A 20899-nucleotide genomic window follows, 5' to 3' on the forward strand; every position below is an offset into this window, starting at 1 on the left:
CCCCCCCGCCCCCCCCCCCCCCCCCCCCCCCCCCCCCCCCCCCCACCCCCCCCCCCCCCCCCCCCCCCCCCCCCCCCCCCCCCCCCCGCCCCCCCCCCCCCCCCCCCCCCCCCCCCCCCCCCCCCCGCGCCCGTGTGCATTTTCGGGCCGCGCTTTCACTGCCCTCGCACCGCCAGTGCACTGTGTGGGCTAGCAGACAGTACCGCCGCGGCCATCGACCCTACAGTCGTCGCATCCGTAATTCACATGGGACTGTCATGGGCGCAAACGAGCTGGATAACCTTGGCCTCCGCACTTCGGACGATGCTTCGGAGCGTGCATCCGCCACGCCGGCACGCGGCGCTCGCCGGCGTGCGCTGATTACCGGCATCACGGGGCAGGACGGTTCGTACCTGACCGAGCTCCTGCTGCAGAAGGGATACGAGGTGCACGGCATCAAGCGCCGCAGCTCGCTGTTCAATACCGACCGTATCGACCATCTGTATCAGGACCCGCAGGCGGAAGACCGTCGGCTGATCCTGCATCATGGCGACATGACGGACACCGCCAGCCTCGTGCGCGTGGTCCAGCAGGCCCAGCCCGACGAGATCTACAACCTCGCGGCGCAGAGCCACGTGCAGGTGTCGTTCGAAGAGCCCGAGTACACGGCCAACACCGATGCCGTGGGTACGCTCCGCCTGCTCGAAGCCATGCGCATTCTCGGCATGGAGAAGCGCGCGCGGTTCTATCAGGCGTCGACGTCGGAACTGTATGGCCTGGTGCAGGAAATTCCGCAGAAGGAAACCACCCCGTTCTACCCGCGCAGTCCGTACGCGGCGGCCAAGCTGTATGCGTACTGGATTACCGTGAACTACCGCGAAGCGTACGGGATGTACGCGTGCAACGGCATTCTGTTCAACCATGAAAGCCCAGTGCGCGGCGAGACCTTCGTGACGCGCAAGATCACGCGCGCGCTGGCGCGCATCGCACTGGGGCTGCAGGACACGCTGCATCTGGGGAATCTCTCCGCACTGCGCGACTGGGGACATGCCCGCGACTACGTGGAAATGCAGTGGCTGATGCTGCAGCAGGAACAGGCCGAGGACTTCGTCATCGCCACCGGCGAGCAGCACAGCGTGCGCGAGTTCGTGGAATCCGCCGCGCGCTACCTCGGCATCACGGTGGCGTTCGAAGGCACCGGAGTCGATGAGGTCGGCGTCATCGCGGCGATCGACGATCCCGATCGGCGGCTCTCGTCCACCTGCAAGGTTGGCGACGTCATCGTTCGCGTGGACCCGCGCTACTTCCGCCCCACCGAAGTGGAAACATTGCTGGGCGATCCGACGCGCGCGCGCGAGCGCCTGGGCTGGACGCCGCGCACCACGTTCGCCGAACTCGTGCGCGAGATGATCGAGGCCGACTTCGTGTCGGCGCGTCGCGACGCGCTGGTCAAGATGGCCGGCTTCCGGACCTATGACCATCATGAGTGAGCGCAAAAAACGTGTCTTCGTGGCCGGCCATCGCGGCATGGTCGGCGCCGCCATTGCGCGCGCACTATCGCATCGCGCCGACGTCGAGCTCGTGTGCCGCACCCATGCCGAACTCGATCTGACCGACCAGCAACAGGTCCGCGCGTTCTTCGCCGCCGAGCCGATCGACGAGGTCTATCTGGCGGCAGCGCGCGTGGGCGGCATCCACGCCAACGATACCTATCCGGCCGAGTTCATCCAGCAGAACCTCGCCATCGCGAACAACGTCATTCACGAGGCCTGGCGCCACGGCGTGACGCGCCTGCTGTTTCTCGGCTCCAGCTGCATCTATCCGCGGCTCGCGCCCCAGCCGATGCGCGAGAGCGCGCTGCTGACCGGCGAGCTCGAGTCCACCAACGCGGCCTACGCGCTCGCCAAGATTGCCGGGATGAAGCTGTGCGAGAGCTACAACCGCCAGTACGGCGTGGACTATCGCAGCGTCATGCCGACGAACCTCTACGGTCCCGGCGACAACTATCACCCCGAGAACAGCCACGTCATTCCGGCATTGATTCGCCGCTTTCACGAAGCGCGCGAGCACGATGCGCCCACCGTGGCCATCTGGGGCTCGGGCACGCCGATGCGCGAGTTCCTGTATGCCGACGATCTCGCACGCGCGTGCGTCCACGTCATGGCGCTGTCTCCGGACGACTACCGCACGCATAGCGCGCCGGCGGGCTTCTTCAATATCGGGACCGGCACCGAGGTGTCGATTCGCGAACTGGCGCTGCTGATCGGAAAGGTGATCGGCTATCGCGGCGAGATCGTGTTCGATGCCACGCGCCCCGACGGGACGCCCCGCAAGCTGCTCGACTGCGGCGCCATCGCTGCCACGGGCTGGGCCCCGCTGATCGGCCTCGAGGCCGGCCTGCACCTGGCCTACCGCGACGCGCTGGACTCCGGCCGCCTGGCGGCCCCTCTTGAAATCACTACCGCACTGGAAAACTCGGTGTAGGAGACTGCCATGCGTCTGTCGTCCAGCTTTGTTTGGGACATGGTGTTGGCCGCGGCGCTGCTTCTGATGGTGGGCTACTGCCATGCGATCTCGAGCATCGAGTCGCCGATGCTGCTGATGTCGACGCTGTTGCTCACCACCACCGTGATCATCCACTGGTGCCTGCATACGCGGGAACGCGAATCGTCGCTGGCCGATGCCTCGGTGCTGCTCTTCGAGATGCTCTTCCTCGTGGTGGCGCCCGCCGTGCAGCGGGTCTACTACGATCTGCAGATGGTGAACACGGCGCTGATCGTGGAAGGGTACGCGATCGGCACGAACCTGCTTTGCACGCTGTTCATCATGGTGTACGTGGGCACGCGCCAGGCCGCGCTGCGCCGCGCCTCCCTTTACCGTGCCCGGCACGGCGGCCGCGAGCTTCCCCCGCCCGGCGGCGAGCGCGTGCTGCGCCTGACGGTGCCCAAGGCGCTGGTGCTGGGCGGCGTTGCCGCGGCGGCCGCGCTGCTGTCGCTGCAATCGATCGACCTGCGCGCGGCGGAGGAACTGGTCGATGCCACGCCGCAGTACCTGCTGCAACAGAAGTACTTCTGCTTCCTGCCCATTCCGGCCCTGCTGATGCTGATCAACGTGAAGGGCCGCAAGCTGCTGCGCCAGCCCTTCTGGCTGATGCTCGCGGTACTGCTGTTCGGTTGCGTGCTGATGGCGCAGAATCCGCTGATCGAGAAGCGCAACGCGATCGGCCCCGTGTATCTGAGCCTGCTGCTCCTGCTGTTGCCGTGGTTCTCGCGCACGCCGCGGCGCCAGGTCACCACGCTGCTGCTGCTTACGGGCGTGTTCTTTCCGCTCGCCTCGATCTTCACGCACGTCAATCCGGATGCCTGGGATATCGCGGAGATCCTCGACCCGTGGATGTATTTCTCGCACTTCCTGGATCTGCACTACGATGCCTGGTCGAACATCCACACCGTGCTGGAGATGGTGAACCGTGACGGCGCGCGCTATGGCGAGCAGATTCTCGGCAGCCTGCTCTTCTTCGTCCCGCATACGCTGTGGGAAACCAAGCCGCACGCGACCGGCATCGATATCGGCCAGTTCCTCATGGCCTATTACAAGCTCGACTTCGACAACCTGTCGTCGCCGCTGATCGCCGAGGGTTACATCGACTTCTCGGTCTTCGGCGTGGTGCTGGTCGCGGTGGTGCTGGCGCTGGTCACGCGCTTTCTGGACCGCCTGGTCCACGCGGGCGGACCGGTCGGCAAACCCGCTGGCATCTATTTCTCGATCTATCTGATCTTCGTGCTGCGTGGCGCGCTGATGGTTGCGGTGGCCTACGGTAGCGGCGCCGCGATGGCGTTCATGACGATCAGCTGGTTCGTGACGCGCCGCCGGCGGCGCGTGCGGCGCGCCGCGCCCACCGTGCCGGCCGGTGCACCGCTCCATATCCTCGGCAACCCCGCCCGGCCTGCTGGCCCGCCGCGCCGCGCCTGAGCGGCCCTGGCGCGCGGGTTGACATCATCCTGCGCGCCTGAGCAGACCGAGCGCGCGGGCCGGCATCATCCAGAGCGCCGTCACCCCGTTTGCCACCAGCAGTGCGATCACGACATTGGGGAAGGTCACCGCATCGGCCAGATACAGCGCCCCGCACAACACCGAAGCCGCCACCAGTTCCATCGTGCCGATATTGCCGAGGCTGCTGAACGCCTGCGCGCCCATCAGCACGGGCGTGCTCGCGGCGGAGGCCACCAGCACCGCGAAGTAGGCCGCGCACAGCGTGGCCTGGCTTGCCGGGATCACGAATTCACCCGACGTCCACAATGACACCGCCGCGCTCCCTACCAGCGGCGCGGCGGCCACGGCGAGCAGGCCGTATGCGACATACACCGCGCCAAGCTTGCGATAGGTCCGAGACACCCATTCCCAGTCGCCGGCCAGCATATGCCGGTGGATGATCGGCCAGAGCGGCTGGTTGATCATGTACACGAGGCTGTGCAGCAGCAGGTTGGCGCGATAGAGCAGCGCCAGCAGCGCCGCGTCGCGCGGACGGTCCATCTCGTAGCAAAGCAGCACCGTCCCCTGCTGGATGAATGCGAGCGCAAGCTGGGCCTGCACGAGCGACCGCGTGTTGCGCGCAAGGTCCAGCGCGAACGCCTTGCCCGGCCATTGCCGCGGCCGTCCGACCCGCATCAGCACGGCGCCCATGTTGATCACGCGCACGAGCACGAAGCCGAGCTGGCTGGCCACGAACAGGAACGTCACGTCCGCCGCGTGCGTCGGTGCCACGAACGCGATCAGCACGATGCAGATCACGTTGAGCACGCTGCCACCGGCGGTGATGAGGTTGTTGACGTGCTGGCGGTGCTGCCCCTGGTTGACGGCCTCGCCGATCGACAGGACCGTCAGCGTGGCAAAGCACGCCAGGGCCGCGATGAACAGATCGAAATGCCCCGCGGAGAACAGGTTGATGCCGCTGGTCTCGAGCCACGGCCTGAGCAGCAGCGCCGCGGCGATCAACGCGATGAACAGCGACGACAGCGCCGCGGTGGACACGGTCACCACACCGGCGAGCATGGCCTGCTTGCGATCGTCGGCCGCAATCGCGGTGATGGTGGGCCAGATGCCGATGGCCACCAGCGCGAGCCATGCGGAGATGCCGTTGTAGACCATCAGCGCGCTGAAATCGGCGACGTCGAGGACCTTCGCAAACAACGGGATGCTGACGAGCTGCAGCGTGACGCTGCACACCTTGGACACCATGGAGCTCGCCACGGCCAGCCGCAGCGCGCGCGCGCCCTCGCTGGCCCGCTTCACGGCTCCAGGCGCCTCGGCGGGTGCGGGCGCTCCGGACATCGCATCGGGCTCACCCGACGGCATTTCACCGTTCAAGATCTTCACGCAAGCTCCCTTGTTGGTATCGGTTTGGCCGCTCTGGTGGCTCGCCTGGCGGCTGGTTTGGCGGCTGGTCTGGCGGATTTGGCAGGGTCCGGATGGGACGGACTGCCGCAATGCAGCATAGCCCCGCGCGCCGCCGCGATTCTGTTCGCTTGCCCACGCCGGCTCCGTGGGGGGTCGAACATTCACCCGCCACAGTGCCGCATAGACTCCATCGCTGGATAACCGTCGAGCCGAGCCCACACATGAAGATCCTGCTTTACTGCCTCAACTACGCACCGGAGCTGACCGGCATCGGCAAGTACATGGCCGAGCAGGCGGAGTGGCTCGCCGCGCGCGGGCACGAAGTACGCGTGGTCACGGCACCGCCCTACTATCCGGCCTGGCAGGTTGGCGAGGGCTATCGCGCCGGCCGTTACCGCCGCGAGGTACTCAATGGCGTGACGGTCCTGCGCGCGCCACTGTGGATTCCGGCGCGGCCGTCGGGTCTGAAGCGCGTGCTGCATCTCGCGTCGTTCGCGGTCTCGAGCATCGCGAGCCTCGCCACGCAACTGGGCTGGCGCCCCGACGTGGTGTTCGTGGTCGAGCCGCCGCTGTTCTGCAGCCCCGCCGCGCTGGCGCTCGCGCGCCTGACAGGTGCCCGGGCATGGCTGCATATCCAGGACTATGAGGTGGACGCCGCGTTCGAGCTCGGCCTGCTCAAGGGCCGGACCCTGCGCCGCCTGGCGGAGTCATTCGAACGCTGGCTGCTGCGGCGGTTCGATCATGTCTCGTCGATCTCGAACGCGATGGTCGCGCTCGCGCGCCGCAAGGGTACCCACGACGAACGGCTGTCGCTGCTGCCGAACTGGACGGACCTCGGCGCGCTGACGCGGCATGCGGGCGTGGACTTCCGCGCGCGGCTCGGGATTCCCGCCGATGCGGTGGTCGCCCTTTACTCGGGCACGATCGGTGCCAAGCAGGGCATCGAGATTCTGGCGGACGTCGCGGGGCGGCTGCAAGACCGTACCGACCTGCACTTCATCTTCTGCGGGACCGGTGCCGGCGCGCCCGCGCTGCACGCGGCCTGCGCGGGCCTGGAGCGCGTGCACTGCCTGCCGCTGCAGCCGGCCAGCGATTTTCCGTCGCTGCTGGCCACGGCCGATATCCACCTGATGCCGCAGCGCGCCGGCGCCGCGGACCTCGTGCTCCCATCGAAGCTCGCCGCGATGCTGGCCAGCGGGAAGCCGGTGGTGGCCACGGCGGAGGGGACCACCGAGCTCGGCAAGCTGGTCACCGGCTGCGGCGTGCTGGTCGAACCCGGCGACGCCGCGGCCATGGCCGATGCCATCGCGGCGCTGGCGGACGCGCCCTCGCACCGCCTCGCGCTGGGGCGAGCCGGCCGTGTCTGGGCCGAGCAACATCTCGACCGCGATGCGGTGCTGCTGAAGTTCGAGGAAGCGCTGGTTCGCCTGTGCGCGCCGCCCGCGCACGGGAAGCAAGCCGATGTCGACTATGCCGGCAAGTAGCCCATGCGCTGGTTTGTGGGCTGGCGAACGGTCCCGCCCCCGGTGCCGCGTCACGATGGTACGCATATGGGCGCCGGTGGCGCGGAACCGGAAGAAGGACCCCACAACATGATTCAGGATCTGTCGTCGTTCAGGATGCCGCCGGGCTTCCGTGGACGCTCCGTGGTGGTGGTGCAGTTGTGGTGGTGCGTGCAGAGCCTGCTGTTCCATCGCTCTCCACGTTTCGCCAACGGCTGGCGCCGATGGCTGCTGCGCTGCTTCGGCGCGCGCGTCGGACGCGACGTGCTGATCCGGCCCAGCGTCAAGGTGACCTATCCGTGGAAAGTCTCGATCGGGGACTACGCATGGATCGGCGACGACGTGGAGCTGTACAGCCTGGCCGAGATCGAGATCGGCAATCACGCGGTGGTCTCGCAGCACAGCTACCTGTGCGCGGGCGACCACGACTATCAGCGCAGCGATTTTCCGATTCGGGGCAAGCCCATCCGGATCGCCGACGAGGCGTGGGTCGCGAGCCATACCTTTATCGCGCCCGGTGTCACGATCGGACATGGCGCCGTGATCGGCGCCTGCAGCGCGGTGTTCCGCGACATGCCTGCCGGCATGGTCTGCATGGGCAGCCCCTGCCGGCCGCTGCGCCCGCGCGCGGACACGTCGGCCGAATCGGAAAACGCGACGGGGCCCGCGGCAGCGCGGGCCCGGACGCGACGCGCTGCCGCGCGGATCCACGAAGACTTGCACGTCAACTAGCACGGTAACTAGCACGTCAGCCAGCACAGCAGCGAGGGCGAGCCATGCGAGAGCTGGGAGGGGAGAGGGGACCTCATGATGATCGATATCTATCACAACATGCTATGGCCGAAGTACAAGGGCGCAGTGTTCAGCGAGGCGTTCTCTCGCGCGCGCGCCATCGGGCGCGAAGTCAGGTTTTCCCATATCGCCCCCACCGGCTACGGACGCTCGGCTTACAGCAGCGTGGATACCAGCTATCACCGGTATCCGTATCGGATCCTCTTCGACGAACCCTATGACCGCGTGCCGCAGTGGCGCGTCGCGCTTCGCCTGATCAGCGAAGTGTGGCGCTCGCAAAGCGAACTGGTGGTCCTGCCCGGCTATCACCGTGTGGAGTACTGGGCGATGCTGCTGGCCTGCATGGTGCGCGGCAAGCGCCGCGGCGTGTTCTGCGACTCGACCATGCGCGACCAGCCCGACCGCCCGCTCAAGCGGCAACTCAAGCGCTTCTTCTTCCGCCGCTGCGACGGCATCTTCGTCTACGGCCAGCGCTCCGCGGAATACGTGATCGCGATGGGGGCCGATCCGGCCAGGATCATCGACCGCTGCCAGGCCGCGGCCCTGCCCCATGCGTACAGCCCCGAGCAGGCCGCGTGGCAGCGCCTGGCCAATGCGCCGCGCGCCGACGCGCCGCGCTTCCTGTTCGCCGGCCTCGTGTGCCGCAACAAGGGCATCGCGGACCTGCTGCGCGCGTTTGCGCGGGTGCGCAAGCAGCATCCCGCGGCGACGCTGGTGCTGGCCGGCCCCGTCGTCGAAGGCGACGGATTGCGGGAGCTCGCCACGTCGCTCGGCATCGACGGCGCCACCGAATTTCTCGGCGCGCTGGATATCGAACAACTGGCCGACCAGTATTCGCAGGCCACCTGCCTCGTGTTGCCCAGCCATACCGAAGCCTGGGGCCTCGTCGTCAACGAGGCGCTGAGCTACGGCTGCCCCGTGGTCGTCAGCGACTGCTGCGGCTGTGTACCCGAGCTCGTGCATGAAGGTGTGACCGGGCACGTGTTCGCCACGGGCAACGTGGACGCGCTGGCCGGCACGCTGGACCGTGCCGTCGAAAGTTTCGGCGAGGTGGAGCTGGCCATGCGCAACTGCCTGCAGCTGGCCAGCCAATACACCCCTGCCTGTGCCGGCCGCTCCATTATGGACGGCTGCGTGAAGATCATCGAGGAGAACCGCACATGACCACGCCCATTGCCAAGCAGCGCACCGAGCCGGCGGCCGAAGGCCCGTCGCCGCAGGCGCGGCACGCGGCGACGCCCGCGGACCTGGCGCGGCCGGTGATCTTCCTCGGCCATCTTGGGCTGGCGAACAACGGCTTTTCCGCGGCATGCCAGCGCATGCTCGAACGCATTCGCGAACGCGGGCCGGTGGTCGTTCTCGACGTGGCCCGGCGCGGCCGCGGCGCGATGGCGGGCATCGGCACGCTGGGGAATCGCCTGCGCCAGTTCGCGCGCATGTTCGGCACCTGCGTGGCCGCACGCCCGCATACGCTGTATCTCGGATTCTCCGGCGGATTCGGACAACTGATGGATGTGCCCTTCATCGCACTGGCACAGTTGTTCGGCATGGAGATCTATTTCCACCATCACAGCTTCGCGTATATCAATCAGCCCACCTGGTACACGCGGCTGGCCATCCGCTGCGCGCCGCGTGGCCGGCATCTCGTGCTCTGCGACATGATGCGCACCGAGCTGGCGCGCATCTACGACCTGCCGCCGGAACGCGTGCAGGTCTTGTCCAACCTGGGATTGATCGAGCTCGCCGAGCCGGCGCCGCAGGGCGCCGGGCGCCAGACGGAAGACGACGCCATCCATGTGGGATTCCTGTCGAACATCACCGCGGCGAAGGGCATCTTCACGTTCTTCGAGGTGGTCCGGCTCGCGCAGGAGATGAACATTCCCGTCTGCGCCCGCATCGCGGGCCCGGTAGAGGCCGCCATTCGCGAACGCTTCGACGCGGAACTCGCGCGCACGCCCTGCGTGCGCTACCTCGGTCCCGCCCACGGCGCGCAGAAGCAGGACTTCTTCCGCAGCATCGACGTGCTGCTGTTTCCGACCACCTACCACAACGAAGCCGAGCCTCTGGTGGTGCTCGAAGCGCGCAGCCATGGTGCCTCGGTGGTCGCCTATGCGCGAGGCTGCATCGGCGCCATGATCGACGAATGCAGCGGCCTGCTGGTACCGGCCGACGCGGACTTCGCCGAGGCCGCGGTGCCCTATCTGCACCGCCTGATGCTCGAGCGCGCAGGCGGTGCGAGGACGGATGGGAATGCAGAAAGGGATGCAGAAGACTTGCGTGCCCGGCGCGTGGCGCATTTTCATGCGGACCGGATCCGCGCGGAAGCGACGCTGAGCAATGCCGTGGCAATGATCAGCCGCCGCCCCTGAGGCGCCGCTCAGATGTCGTGATAGCGCATCAGCACGGCGCCGGCCTGCTTCAGCGTCTGGGCCAGCGCCGCCGGCGCCATCAGCGGCGCGCCTTCCTGCTTGCGCCAGTCTTCCGAGAAGCCCGGATGCACCGACATCTCGGTGACGCCTTCGGCCAGGACCGCGGGCACCTGCGCCGCCCAGTCCGACTCCAGCGCATCCACCCCGAGGTAGTAGTCCGTATAGCGCAGGCCGCCGAAGTTGCGCAGCAGCATCGCGTTGAGCGTGCCGCGGACGTTGTGCGCGGTCGGATACCAGTTCTGCGGACGGCGCACGCGCGTAATGCCGGCGCGCAGCATTTCGTCGCGCAGCACGCGCATGATCGCCGGGTACTTGTGCATATGCCCGTGCCCGTCCACATGCGTGACGGAAACGCCGTTGTCGCGCAACTCGTCGAGCTGCAGGCGGAATTCGCGGCGGATATCGGCCGCATCGATCAGACCTGCCATGGCGCGGGCGCGCTGCACCCGCGCGGGAAACAGCGAGCCATCCTTGCGGCACAGCGTGCTGGCCGCGCTCTTGGGCCGCCAGCCCTCGACGATATTGAAGTGCAGCCCGAACGAGAAGCGATCCCGATGCTCGCGCGCATAGGCGCAGGCCTCGGCCGTGGCGGGCCGCCCCGCCAGGATCGTCGCGCTCGTCAGCAGCCCCGCATCGAAGCAGGCCACCGTCGCGCGGAATGTATCGTCGTCGTAGCCGAAATCGTCGGCATTGATGATCACGCCTTTCATCCGTTTTCCCCTTTCGCTTTCCCTTGCCATGCATGCCGCCCATGCGACGCGCATGGGCCGTGTGCGCCACGTTATGCGGCGCGTCCGCAGGCCTCGGTGCGCTGTGCCACGTTGCCATGGTGGGGTCCGGGATCAATGTGCGAGAGCGCACCGATAGTGGCATGACGTGCTCCTAGCATCCCATCAACCGGACCATGGCTGACGTTCCAGGCCATGGCCGATCGAGAGACTGGGGAGAGTGCCGTGAGCCATATCGAATACCCGATTACCACCCGGCTGGGCGCCATTGCGGCCATGCTCGGCGCCGCCATCGTGATGGCCGGCTGTTCCACCGCGCCGGGGATGCAGTTCAGCCCCAAGGCGCCCGTCTCCGCGGTCAGCCCGGATGCCGTACCCGATGTCACGCCGATCACGCTGGACCTCGTGCGTGAACAGCGCGCCAAGTCCAAGCCCACGAACGATGGCGTGGAAGAGCTGTACGCCAAACCCGAGCCCTATCGCATCGGTCCCGGCGACATCATCTCGGTGGTCGTGTGGGACCACCCCGAGCTCGTGTTTCCGACGCAGACCTACAGCATCGGCGCCGCGTTCGAGATCCCGACGTCGAGCGGCGGCTCGAACATGCCCGGCTACGTGGTGAGCCCGGCCGGCGACATCCAGTTTCCGTACGCGGGCGTCATGAAGGTGTCGGGCAAGACCGCCAACGAGGTGCGCGACGAAATGGCGCGCATTCTCTCGCGCGTGGTGCGCGACCCGCAGATGACCGTGCGGGTGCTCGGGTTCCGCAGCCAGCGCGTGTATGTCGATGGTGAAGTCAAGACCCCCGGCATGCTCGCCATCGACGATGCGCCGATGACGCTGGTGGAAGCGCTCAACCGCGCGGGCGGCGTGCTGAACCTGACCGGTGACAACAGCCGCGTGCGCGTGACGCGCGGCGAGCGCAGCTGGTACGTCAACATTCCGGCGCTGCTCGCCAAGGGGACCGATCCCTCGCGCATCCTGCTGCGCTCGGGAGATATCGTGCGCGTGGAGCAGCGCGAGGACAGCAAGATCTTCGTGACCGGGGAAGTGGTCAAGCCCTCTTCGCTCCTGATGCGCAACGGACGCATGACGCTGAACGAGGCGCTCGGCGACGCGGGCGGTGTGAACCCATCCTCCGCCAATGCCGAGCAGATCTTCGTGATTCGCAAGGCCAGCGACGGCAACCCCAAGGTCTATCACCTCGACGGCACCTCGCCGGTGGCGCTGGCCATCGCGGAGAGCTTCGAACTCGAACCGAAGGACGTCGTGTACGTGGACGCCCGCGACCTCGTGCGCTGGAGCCGCGTGATGACGCTGCTGATCCAGCCGGTCGTCGGCACGGCCAGCATCGCACGTCCGTGAGAGGAGACTCGATGGACGGGACGCGCACCATTCACACGGTACTCGTCGTGTGCCTGGGCAACCGATGCCGCAGCCCGATGGCGGCCGACCTGCTGCAGCGCGCGCTGCCCGAGTGCAGCGTGATCTCGGCCGGGCTCGAGCCGCCCCCGGACCTGCCGGCCGATCCACGCGCGGTGCGCCTGCTGGCCACCGAGGGCTCGGACCTCAGCGCCCATCGCACGCGCGCCATCGATGCCTCGCTCGTTGCCCGCGCCGACCTCGTGCTCGTGATGGACAACGAACAGCGCGAGGCGCTGGAAGACCTGTTTCCCAATGCACGCGGCAAGACGTATCGCCTGTGTGAGAAGGAAGAGACCGATGTGCCCGATCCCTATGGTGGATCGCAAAGCATGTTCGTCATCGTACTTGGCTTGATCAAGCTGGGTGTTGAATCATGGTCGGCAAGAATCCATGCCGCGGAGCCGACCCATCACGACGGAGGGGCATGATGAGCAACGTTAGGAGTTTCCGAGATCGGGCGCCCGAAACTTGGGAAGAGGACGACAAGCCGATCGACATGACCTCCTACCTGGACGTGTTGATCCGCTACCGAATGACCTTCATCGTCGTTGCCGCGGCGATTCTGGGCCTCGGACTGCTCTATGCCTTCCTCGCGAGGCCTGTGTACCGCGCCGACATGCTGGTGCAGGTCGAGGACACCAACCCCGGCAATTCGGCCAGCAAGATGGTGGCGAACATTTCCCCGGTGTTCGACGTGAAGCCCGCCGCGTCGGCCGAGATCGAACTGCTGCGCTCGCGCATGGTGGTCGGCAAGGCGGTGGATTCGCTGCGCCTCGACATCGAGGCCACGCCCAAGTATCTGCCGCTGATCGGCGCCGCCATCGCCAGCTATAACCCCGAGCTCTCCAAGCCCGGCCTGTTCGGCTTCGGCGGATATGCCTGGGGTGGCGAGTCGATCTCGGTGTCGCGCCTCGACGTGCCTGCCGAAATGGACGGCCGCGCCATGGTGGTGACCGCGCTCGGCAACAAGAAGTACCGCCTCAGCTTCGCAAGCAGCGACCAGACTGCCGAAGGCACGGTGGGCGCGCCGCTGACGGTGGCGATGCCCAGCGGCGACGTCACGCTGCAGATCGAGCGGCTCGACGGGCAGCCCGGCGCGCAATTCGTGGTCCGCCACGTGGCCCGCGCCACCGCGATCACGCAGTTGCAGGAGCAGCTGATGATCGGCGAGCGCGGCAAGCAGAGCGGTGTGATCGGCGTGGCGCTGGAAGGCTACTCGCCCGGCAAGACGGCGGCGATCCTCAACGAAATCGGCAACGAGTACGTCGAGCAGAACGTGCGCCGCAAGGCCGCGGAGGCCGAGAAGTCGGTCGCCTTCCTCGAGAGCCAGCTGCCGCAGCTCAAGCAGCAGGTGGAAACGGCAGAGAGCCGCTACAACACGATGCGCAACCAGCGCGGCACGATCGACCTCAGCGAGGAATCGAAGCTGATGCTGGCGCAGTCGGTGCAAATCCAGACCAAGTTGCAGGAACTGCGTCAGAAGCGGCAGGAACTGATCGCGCGCTTCACCGGCAACCACCCGACCATCGAGATCCTCGACAACCAGATCGCGGGCCTGACCGGCCAGCTCAACGGCGTGAGCGGCAAGATCCAGCGCCTGCCTGAAGTCGAGCAGAACGTGCTGCGGCTGATGCGCGATCTCAAGGTCAGCACCGAGCTCTACCAGTCGCTGCTCAACGACGTGCAGCAGCTGCGGCTCGTGAAGGCCAGCAAGGTCGGCACGGCGCGCCTCGTCGATCCCGCCGAGGTCCCGCTCCGGCCCGTGCGCCCCAACCGCATGTTGATCGCCGGCACGTCGGCGGCCCTGGCGATCATCGCCGCGCTGCTGATGGTCGCCATGCGCCGCATGCTCGACGGCGGTGTGACCGATGCGGACGAGATCGAATCGCAGTGCGGCCTGACCGTCTACGCGACCATCCCGATGAGCCCGCAGCAGGCACGACTCGCCCGCGCCAAGGCCGCGCCCAACGATGTGCTGGCCATCCAGCAGCCCGACGATCCCGCGGTCGAGAGCCTGCGCAGTTTCCGCACCGCGCTGCAGTTCGCGCTGCTCAACGCGCCGGACAACCACGTCGTGCTGTTCACGGGTCCGGCGCCCGATGCAGGCAAGTCGTTCCTCTCGGCCAACTTCGCCGTGGTCGCCGCGGCGTCGGGCCGCAGGGTCATGCTGATCGATGGCGACCTGCGGCGAGGCGAGCTCAACAGCCGCTTCCATGCGACGCGCAAGCCGGGCCTGACCGAACTGCTGACCACCGGCGCGGACCTCGACGAGGTGATCCAGCAGGGCGTCGCACCGAATGTCGACTTCATCTCCACCGGTTCGGTACCGCCGCTCGCGGCGGACCTGCTGCAGAGCCCGGGCATGGACCGCCTGCTGTCCACACTGCGCGGCCGTTACGACCTCGTGCTGATCGATACGCCGCCGGTACTGGCCGCGTCGGACGCCAGCATCCTGGCACCGAAGGCGGGCGCGGTATTCCTCGTGGCACGGGCCGATGCGACCACGGCAAGCGAACTGACCGCGGCGCGGCGTCTGATCGAGCAGGCAGGCGGCGAGGTCAAGGGCGTGCTGTTCAACGGCCTCAAGGTGGAAGGGCGCTGGTATCGCGCCCACTACCGCTTCGGCAAGTACCGCTACCTGAACCGTTACGGCAGCGAACAGGCCAAGCGCGCGTAAGTCACCACCAAAGCGCCACCACCAAGGCGCGCAAGAAGAAGGGGCTGAGCCTTGCGGCTCGGCCCCTTTGACGTTTCCGGGCGCTTCTCCGCCGATATTCTCAGCCGATATTCTCAGCCGATATATTCCACCAGCGCGATCGCACCGCCCCCGGGCGACTGATCGGTGCCGGCGCCGGCCACCAGGCTTAGCGTGCACTGCTGCCGCGTGGTGCAGCGAAAGACCGTGCGCTGGTCCGCCAGACCGCCGGCCGAGAACTGCTGCATGCGCAGCGTGGCGAGCACCGTGGGCTTGCTCTCGCCGCTCTGGATCGTATAGACGCCCGCGCCCGACGACGTCGCGGCGCCGGGCGGCACATCGAGGATCACGCGCGTGACGATCGCGTTGAGCGGCAGCACCACGGTCTGCGCGCCGTCGGCCGCCGAGGGCAGCCTGCCGAACGCGTTCTTGAACGACACCACCTTGGTCCTGACCGTGGCAGCGGCCGCCACATGCCAGCCGATCTCGGCATCGGCGAACACGCCACCGCTGGAGTCTCCGCGGCAGCCTTCCATCGTCACCACGCGGCGCCGGCCCAGCTGATTGCCGGCCTCCGAGAACATCACGGCTTCGTCCGGATGCTTGTAGTTCAGGAAGTCGCAGTTGCGGTACACCGCCCGGCCCTGGCCGGCCGGCCCCTGCCCCGCGTTGTACTGGTGCTTGCCCATGATCGCGCAGTTGTCGAACACCACCTGCGCGCCGGCGGTATTCCCGGGAGAAAACACCGCGGAGATCGTGCCGGCCGCATAGGGCTGGTAGGCCTGCGAGCCGAAGTCGCAATCCTTGAACCCGATGTTCCCCTGCTCCCACTCGCAATAGATGACCGCCGCGTTCTTCGTCTTCTGTTCGACGCGCAACCCCTCGGCCTTGAACGAGCACACGCCCAGCGCGTGGTTGTTGCCGCGCAGGTTGAACAGATACGTCTGGCCGGCGGGCTCGTAGCCGCTGACATCGCAGTCGGTCAGCTTCACGTTGCCGCCGCGCTGCATGTCGATCCAGTTGCTCGAGGACCAGTACTTGCAGTGATCGAACCAGTAGTTGAGGAACTGGTCGGACGTGTTGTCCTTGCCGACGTAGAGAAACGATTTCCAGTTGCCGGCCCACGCGCAGCGCCAGAACTTCCATTCGCTGTTGCAGTTCTCGCCCGTCAGGTTCGCGCCATAGCGCCAGTCCCCCGTGAAGATGCAATCGTCGAACGCATAGTCCTGCGCGCCGCCGGCGCTCACGCTGTCGATCAGGTCGTTGTTGGGCGCCTTGCCATGAAACTGCAGATTGCGGAAACGGACGACCAGCGCCTTGTCCTGGTTGCGGATCAGCGCACCGCTTCCGCGCGGGTCGTAGAGAATCACGACCGATCCGGGCGGTCCGTCGCCTTCGATGACGAGCCCCTGCGTGCGGCCCGAAAGCAATGACGAATCGAACAGCGCGCCCGGACGTGTCAGACGATAGGTGCCCGGCGGCAACACGATGCGCTTGCCGCCGATGAGGTTCGGGTTCTCGCCGAAGGCCGACTGGCGTACCTGCGTCGCCATGTTGCGCAGGGCGCTGGCGAACGCGCCATCCGACGGCGAGCGTCCAGTCGGGTCCAGCCCCTGGAACTCGGCCACGGACACCACGCGCTCGCCCGCGCCGTCGTCGGCGGGGCGGGCCAGCACGTTGCGCGATGCGCCGGTGGCCGCGAGCGCGGCCCCCGTGCCGCCGATCACGCCGAGCCGTGCGAGAAAACTTCTGCGAAGACTGCGCATGCGGTTGTCCTTATATCGGTGGATTCACTGCGTCAGCAGGAACGACCAGAGCGCGGTGCAGTCGGCATCCGCGAGCTGGTATTGCGGCATCGCCTTCGCCAGCAACACCCCGCCCTGATCGATACTGCTGGCCAGCGCGTGGCAGAAGCCGTCGCGGTCGTAAGCGGTGGGAGGCCCACCGCGGCGCGCAGTGAGCGTGAGCAGGGAGTCGGAGGTCAGCCGGGGCCCGAGCGGCTCGGCGCCGGCCGCCGCCGCATGGCAGTTGATGCAGCGCACCGCGGCCGCCGGCAGCAGCCGGGTTTCACCGCGCATATGCGCGGTGACCGGTGCCTCGCCCTGGAAGATGCGCCGCCCCCGGTCGACGTCGGTCGCCGCCTGGGCCTGTACCCACAGGCTGGCGGTGGCCAACAGCCACGCCAGCCTGCGCAGACGGGCGCTCGCCCGCATCAACGTACGCGCACGATCGCGGACACGCTCGGCACCCCGGCGGCGTTCATGGCGAACAGCATGTAATAGCCAGGCACCGCCACGCCAGGATCGGCCGGAATCTGCAGCTGGTACTCGCCGCCCGTGCCGACCGTGAAGTTCAGCGGAATGCGGCGCTGCTCGTTGTTGACCGAGTGCGTGACCGAGGACATCCGCACCAGCGAGAATGCCTTCATGTTCGCGGTAGCGTTGACCGCGATGGTGGTGCCGAGATAGGCGTCGGCCGGTGCGTTGGTGATGGCCGGCCGCGTGGCCGCGGTGCCATCCGCGTTGAGCAGGTACGGCGGCGTCAGGATCTCGACGTTCGGATGGTTGGTCGCGCAGTTGCCGCACAGACCGCCGCCGCCGCTCAGCACACGGCCGTCGGGCAGCAGCAGCGCCACGCTGTGATACGTGCGCGGCGTGACCATCGATGCCAGGCGCGAGAACTTCTCGGTGGCCGGATCCCACATCTCGGCCACGAGCACCGCGCCATCGTCGCTGAACGTCACCGGCCAGGCCTGGCCGCCAATCACTACGATCTGTCCGTTCGGCAGCACCACGCTGTTGTGGAACGCCCGTGCATACGACATCGAGGCCACCTTGCGCACCGTGGGCGTCGTGGTACGGATGTCGATGACATGCGCGTTCGCGGTCGCGTTGGAGTTCTCGTAATCGGGTGCGCCCCCGACCGTGAAGATCCTGCCGATGTCGTAGAGCACGGCGTTGCCGTTCATCGCATCGCCGTCCGCCGCCCGCGTGCCTGCGGGTGTCACGCCGCCGTTGCCCGCGGTGTCGATCCAGTTCATCTGCTTGCTCGGGCCCGCATGGAACACGCGGCCGTTGGACACCGCGAACAGCCAGGCATGGTTGTCGGAGCGATAGATGCCGCCCGCATCGCCAGTCAGGATGTAGTCGTCCCACACGGCGCTGTTCAGCTTCCATCCGGTGGCCGATTGCCAGGTCTCGCCGTCCTTGTCCCCGATATTGCCGCTCCAGGAACCGCCGATCGTGAACACGCCGCCGTTGCTCAGCGTGACAGCACCCTGATAGCCGCGCCCCTTGACCATCGCCGCCGCAGCCGTCCATGCATTGGTGCTGGGGTTGTAGATACTGGTCTTGGAGTCGCTGCTGCCGCCATTGACAAGGATCCGGCCGTCCGGAAGATTGGCCGTACCCGGGCAGAACATGTCGTGCTGGGTGTTCGTCACGAGCTTCTCGGTGGACGTGTTGTTGGCCGGGTTGAAGATGGCGGTGTAGGTTTGCCCGTTATCGCCACCGAAGTTGAAGCGATCGTAGGCCGACCACACGAGGATACGGCCGTTGGGCAGGTTCGCCGCGGCCGCCGGTACCAGCGGCAGGGTGATCGGCGCCGACCACTTCGACGGCAGCACCGTGACCTGCTGGATCGTGATGTTCCACGTCTGCGCCACCGCGCCCGTACAGGTCTTCTGCACGACGGCCTGTCCATCGGCCGCAGTCGAATTCGGCGCGAGACATTTGCCGCTATGAACGGCCACGATCGCGTAGCCGCCGTTCTGGGCCTTCAGCGTGTAGCGCTGGTTGGTCGTGCCGCTGCAGGTCCACTGCAGGGCCGGCGCATTGTTCGCGGTGCTCGCGTACTGGATATCCAGGCACTTGTTGCTGTGCGACGCGGCAAGCTGGTACTGGCTGCCGAACGCAGTCAGGATCCACTGCTGGTTGGCATCGCCATGACAGGTCCAGATGATGGCCGGCGCATCGTTGTCGACGACGCCACCCGAAATATCCAGACAGAAATTGGTGCCGCTCAGCTTGATGGGAACGGGCGCCGACTGCGCCTGCGCGGGCGCGCTGCACAGGAGCAGCAGCGGCAGCAGGCACGCGCCGATCCACCTCGGAAGCCATGCAAGGGGCGACCAGTTGCGAGAGTAGAGATTCATGTTAGGTCCCCTGAAGTGAACCGGTTCAAACGTTATGGTCTTGGTGTCCGCGTGTGCCGTTATGTGTTTGCCAGATGGTCGAGGACGGTCACGATGTCCCCGGGCTCGGGCAGCGACGGACTACGCCAGCACAGCTGCGCCGCCGCGTTGAAAAAGTAGACCTGTGTGGTATGGCGATCGAGGTTCGCGTCGGGCGGGCGGCCGGCCAGTGCGCTCCGGAGGTCGCGCGCGTCGCCGACGGGAATCACGCCCGCCCACGATGGCCCCGCATTCATCTGGCGGAGCCACGCCTGCATCGACTGGGGGGTATCGCCGAGGGGATCGATACTGAGGGATAGCAGGCGTTTCGGGCGGCGTCCGCTGCTGCGTGCCAGGCCCTCCTGCACGGCGCCGAACATCGCGCCCTGCAGCGGGCACACCGAACTGCATCCCGTGAACATGGTTTGCACCGCAGTGGCCTTGCCGAGAAGCAGTTCGGGCAGGCGGCGGCGCTGACCGGTCGCGTCGAGCACCCAGATATCGGGTGCCGGCACCAGTGGATCGACAGGCCCCGTACCAATATGCGCCGCGAGGTCGCGCGAGGCGACGGCAAGGGCAGTGACAGAAATGCTGCGCAGCCAGGCGCGGCGGGTCCAGCTCATCGAAACGCTCCAGCCATCGGTGCATGCCGCACCGGATCATCGCCTCATCTTGCGAGTCCGATGGTGCCTTCATCCGTGCGCTTCCGCACAAAACACGCCTGTGGAGTGAAGCCGCACTCTGTCACCATCCGGGTAGGTGGTCAAACAGACCGATGCCGGAGAACCACTGTTCTCATAGTTGGCATGACTACCCCAACAACAGGAAGAACCCAGGGAGAAAACGTGAATCCGCATCGGACACCAGGCGCGGCACACGCGCACCGCATCGCCGTCATCATCGCCACCAAGGGACGTCGGGAAGCCCTCTCGCACGTGCTACGGCTGCTCGAGACGCAGACACGCGCACCGGACCTCGTGGTGGTCTCGGCAACCTCGCAGGACGACGTGGAAACACCGTTCGTCACGACGTTGCCCATCGAGTACCTGTTCGGGCCCGCGGGCCTCCCCGCGCAACGCAATCGCGGGCTGGAACGCGTGCTGCAAGCGAGCGACATCGTGGTGTTCCTGGATGACGACTTCGTCCCCGCGACGGACTGGCTCGCGCGCTGCGCGGAAGGCTTCGACGCGCGTCCCAATGCGGCCGGCATGACCGGCGCGGTGATCCGTGACGGCGCCAACGGCGATGCACTCGACTGGGACCAGGCTGCGGCGTTGCTCGCCGACGACGCCGCGCATGCACCCGCGGGTGGGCTGGTGCCGGTGGGGAAGCTCTACGGCTGCAACATGGCATATCGCTGCGCCGCGATCGGCGACCTCCGCTTCGACGAACGGCTGGTGCTGTATGGCTGGCTCGAGGATATGGACTTCTCGCGCGCCGTGGGACGCCGGGGGCAGCTGCTCGAGGTCCATGCCGCGCGCGGGGTGCATCTTGGACTGCGCTCGGGCGGCCGGACATCGGGCAGACGGCTCGGCTTCTCGCAGATCGTCAACGCGTGGTACCTGTACGAGAAAGGCGCGTTGTCCGCGCGGGAAGCAATCCTCAACACGCTGCGCGCGCTTCTCGCCAACAGCGGCAAAGCGTTCTTCCCCGAGGCGCATATCGACCGTCGCGGGCGGCTCGCGGGCAACCTCATCGGTCTGCGCGAACTGCTGTCCGGACAGTGCCGGCCCGAGCGCAGCGCCGAACTCTGAGCGTAGCGCCGCGCTGAAGTTGCCGCC

17 protein-coding genes are annotated in these 20899 nt (G+C 67.1%); 11 read left to right on the plus strand and 6 right to left on the minus strand.

Annotated elements, in window-relative coordinates:
* The first annotated feature begins 257 nt into the window (after positions 1-257).
* From gmd to AAHB16_RS27400, 3 genes are read left to right on the plus strand one after another with little or no spacing between them, the layout of a single operon-like run.
* The gene (gene gmd, locus AAHB16_RS27390) at positions 258-1469 is read left to right on the plus strand and encodes a GDP-mannose 4,6-dehydratase (RefSeq protein WP_342052489.1); all 1212 of its coding nucleotides are present in this window, start codon (positions 258-260) and stop codon (positions 1467-1469) included.
* On the plus strand, positions 1462-2463 hold the full coding sequence (locus AAHB16_RS27395; RefSeq protein ID WP_223851588.1) for a GDP-L-fucose synthase family protein: 1002 nt from the start codon (positions 1462-1464) through the stop codon (positions 2461-2463). The genes gmd and AAHB16_RS27395 overlap by 8 nt, the downstream gene beginning before the upstream one ends.
* A 9-nt stretch (positions 2464-2472) precedes the next feature.
* Positions 2473-3951, plus strand: a complete 1479-nt coding sequence (locus AAHB16_RS27400; RefSeq protein WP_223851587.1) for a hypothetical protein — start codon at positions 2473-2475, stop codon at positions 3949-3951.
* 24 nt (positions 3952-3975) lie between these two features.
* Here AAHB16_RS27400 and AAHB16_RS27405 read toward each other — a convergent pair whose 3' ends face one another.
* Positions 3976-5355 (minus strand): hypothetical protein, encoded by a 1380-nt coding sequence (locus AAHB16_RS27405; RefSeq protein ID WP_150375971.1) that lies wholly within the window; start codon positions 5353-5355, stop codon positions 3976-3978.
* Between the two features lie 242 nt (positions 5356-5597).
* Between AAHB16_RS27405 and AAHB16_RS27410 the strand changes: the two genes are divergently transcribed.
* The 4 genes from AAHB16_RS27410 to AAHB16_RS27425 all read left to right on the plus strand — a co-directional run bounded on the left by AAHB16_RS27410 (position 5598) and on the right by AAHB16_RS27425 (position 10039).
* Positions 5598-6860, plus strand: coding sequence for a glycosyltransferase WbuB (locus AAHB16_RS27410; protein ID WP_342052490.1), 1263 nt, complete (start codon positions 5598-5600; stop codon positions 6858-6860).
* 108 nt (positions 6861-6968) lie between these two features.
* Positions 6969-7610, plus strand: coding sequence for a putative colanic acid biosynthesis acetyltransferase (locus AAHB16_RS27415; RefSeq protein WP_150375967.1), 642 nt, complete (start codon positions 6969-6971; stop codon positions 7608-7610).
* Positions 7611-7685: 75 nt separating this feature from the next.
* Complete coding sequence (locus AAHB16_RS27420) at positions 7686-8834, plus strand: glycosyltransferase family 4 protein (protein WP_223851586.1); 1149 nt, start codon at positions 7686-7688, stop codon at positions 8832-8834.
* Complete coding sequence (locus AAHB16_RS27425) at positions 8831-10039, plus strand: glycosyltransferase family 4 protein (protein WP_150375965.1); 1209 nt, start codon at positions 8831-8833, stop codon at positions 10037-10039. Before AAHB16_RS27420 ends, AAHB16_RS27425 begins: the two co-directional genes overlap by 4 nt.
* An 8-nt stretch (positions 10040-10047) precedes the next feature.
* Here the strand turns inward: AAHB16_RS27425 and AAHB16_RS27430 are convergent, their stop codons facing one another.
* Complete coding sequence (locus AAHB16_RS27430) at positions 10048-10809, minus strand: ChbG/HpnK family deacetylase (RefSeq protein WP_150375963.1); 762 nt, start codon at positions 10807-10809, stop codon at positions 10048-10050.
* A gap of 294 nt (positions 10810-11103) precedes the next feature.
* Here AAHB16_RS27430 and AAHB16_RS27435 point away from each other — a divergent pair, with 294 nt between their 5' ends.
* The 3 genes from AAHB16_RS27435 to AAHB16_RS27445 are packed head-to-tail and all read left to right on the plus strand — an operon-like array spanning position 11104 to position 14929.
* Positions 11104-12192, plus strand: a complete 1089-nt coding sequence (locus tag AAHB16_RS27435) for a polysaccharide biosynthesis/export family protein (protein WP_150377448.1) — start codon at positions 11104-11106, stop codon at positions 12190-12192.
* An 11-nt stretch (positions 12193-12203) separates the two neighbouring features.
* Positions 12204-12680, plus strand: coding sequence for a low molecular weight protein-tyrosine-phosphatase (locus AAHB16_RS27440; protein WP_150375961.1), 477 nt, complete (start codon positions 12204-12206; stop codon positions 12678-12680).
* Positions 12680-14929, plus strand: a complete 2250-nt coding sequence (locus AAHB16_RS27445) for a polysaccharide biosynthesis tyrosine autokinase (protein ID WP_342052510.1) — start codon at positions 12680-12682, stop codon at positions 14927-14929. The genes AAHB16_RS27440 and AAHB16_RS27445 overlap by 1 nt, the downstream gene beginning before the upstream one ends.
* 113 nt (positions 14930-15042) lie before the next feature.
* Here the strand turns inward: AAHB16_RS27445 and AAHB16_RS27450 are convergent, their stop codons facing one another.
* The 4 genes from AAHB16_RS27450 to AAHB16_RS27465 are packed head-to-tail and all read right to left on the minus strand — an operon-like array spanning position 15043 to position 19741.
* Entirely contained in the window at positions 15043-16713 is a 1671-nt protein-coding gene (locus AAHB16_RS27450; protein ID WP_342052491.1) for a hypothetical protein, read from the minus strand.
* A 24-nt stretch (positions 16714-16737) separates the two neighbouring features.
* Entirely contained in the window at positions 16738-17121 is a 384-nt protein-coding gene (locus AAHB16_RS27455) for a hypothetical protein (RefSeq protein WP_150375957.1), read from the minus strand.
* Between the two features lie 38 nt (positions 17122-17159).
* A complete protein-coding gene (locus AAHB16_RS27460; RefSeq protein WP_150375955.1) occupies positions 17160-19100 on the minus strand; it encodes an RICIN domain-containing protein in 1941 nt (646 codons plus the stop codon).
* A gap of 59 nt (positions 19101-19159) precedes the next feature.
* Positions 19160-19741 carry an SCO family protein gene (locus AAHB16_RS27465; protein WP_191002279.1) on the minus strand — a complete coding sequence of 194 codons (582 nt, stop codon included), beginning with the start codon at positions 19739-19741 and terminating at the stop codon, positions 19160-19162.
* Between the two features lie 222 nt (positions 19742-19963).
* Between AAHB16_RS27465 and AAHB16_RS27470 the strand changes: the two genes are divergently transcribed.
* Complete coding sequence (locus AAHB16_RS27470) at positions 19964-20872, plus strand: glycosyltransferase family 2 protein (RefSeq protein ID WP_342052492.1); 909 nt, start codon at positions 19964-19966, stop codon at positions 20870-20872.
* The last annotated feature ends 27 nt before the right edge of the window (positions 20873-20899 follow it).

The sequence above is a fragment of the Cupriavidus sp. OTU4054 genome (genome assembly GCF_038440175.1).
Classification (GTDB): Bacteria; Pseudomonadota; Gammaproteobacteria; order Burkholderiales; family Burkholderiaceae; genus Cupriavidus; species Cupriavidus pauculus_D.